The following is a 1,330-nucleotide window of genomic DNA, read 5'->3' on the forward strand; positions in this document are numbered from 1 at the left end:
CCAGGGTGGCGGACTCCGGCGCCAGGTCGAAGTCTGCCGCCAGCCGTGCCAGCCGCGTGGCGGGCCATCCGCCGCCGGAAGGGCCGGCCCGCTGGCGGTGGCCATGGCGGCCTGCTCCAGCAACTGGTGCATGGCCTCGCCCTGGCGCGATGCCGGGGTGGACACGGCCACCGCCGGCACGGCCGGGCCATCGGGCTCCGGCTTCGGCGGCGGCGACCAGGCCGGCAGTTCGGCCAGCAAGGCATGGTCCTGCGCCCGCCCATCGTTTTGCGACGAGGCTTCGCCGGCAGGTTCGGCCAAAACGTTCTCGTCCTCATCCTGCAACAGGGGCGCCAGCCGGTTCCACCAGCTGCCGGGCGCCGAGGACGAGGGCTGTACCGACGAGACCGCCAGGCAGTGCTTGGCCCGCGTCATGGCCACGTACAGGGTGTTGAGTTCTTCGCGCTGCCGCTCGGCCTGTTCGGCGGCGAGCATGTCCACCGCGCTGGGCGGCGGGTTGCTTTCGCTGGCGAGGAAGACGAAGCGGCGCGGCAGCGGCTCTTCACCCGGCCAGTCCACCAGCACGCCCATGGTCTCGGCCTTTTGCAGGCGGGTGTCGGTGTCCAGCAGCAGCACGCTGTGCGCTTCCAGGCCCTTGGCGCCGTGCACGGTGAGCAGGCGCACCGCCTGCGCGTCCACCCGGCCCGGCGCGCGCTGGCCGGCGCGCTTCATCGCCCGGACGAAGGCGTAGGGCGTGAGGTAGCGCCCGCCGTCGATCTGCAGCGCGGCCGACAGCAGTGCGCGCAGGTTGGCGAGCACGCTGGCGCGCTGGGTGGCGGGCGCGGCAGCGGCATAGCGGGCCAGCACGTCGCGGTGGGTGTAGAAGGCCTGCAGCGCGTCGTGGGGCGGCAATGCGTCGAACCAACCCTTGTACAGAGCCAAATCGACCCCCAGGGCAATAAAGTCTAGGGCATCATGCTCACTTTTTAATAGCAAATCGAGCCAGCTGCATTCGAGGTTCTCCGGCTGGCGCCGCCACAGCGCCAGCCGCACGAGCGTGTCGTCGCCCACCCCGAACAGCGGCGAGCGCAGCGCGCGGGCCAGCGACAGGTCGTGGCCCGGCGAGACCAGCGCATCCAGCAACGCCACCACGTCCTGCACCTCGGGCGCCTCGGCCAATTCAGCTTTTTCGGGCTGCACGCAGGGCAGGTGCAGGTCGCGCAGCGCGTCCTGCATGGCGGCCAGCCGGTCGCGCTTGCGGGCGAGCACCATCACCTCGCGCGGCGGCACGCCGTCGGCGATGCGCCCGGCCACCCAGCGGGCGGCCTGCGTGCATTCGCGCATGCGCAGG

Annotated in this window: 1 protein-coding gene; it reads right to left on the minus strand. The window is 72.0% G+C overall.

Features of this window, described 5'->3' with window-relative positions:
- Positions 1 to 1,330 (minus strand): 3'-5' exonuclease (locus tag AC27IQ_RS24710; protein WP_487091176.1); only part of this gene is annotated, 1,330 nt, incomplete at both ends.

The organism is Acidovorax sp. KPB24-07 (genome assembly GCF_057543315.1).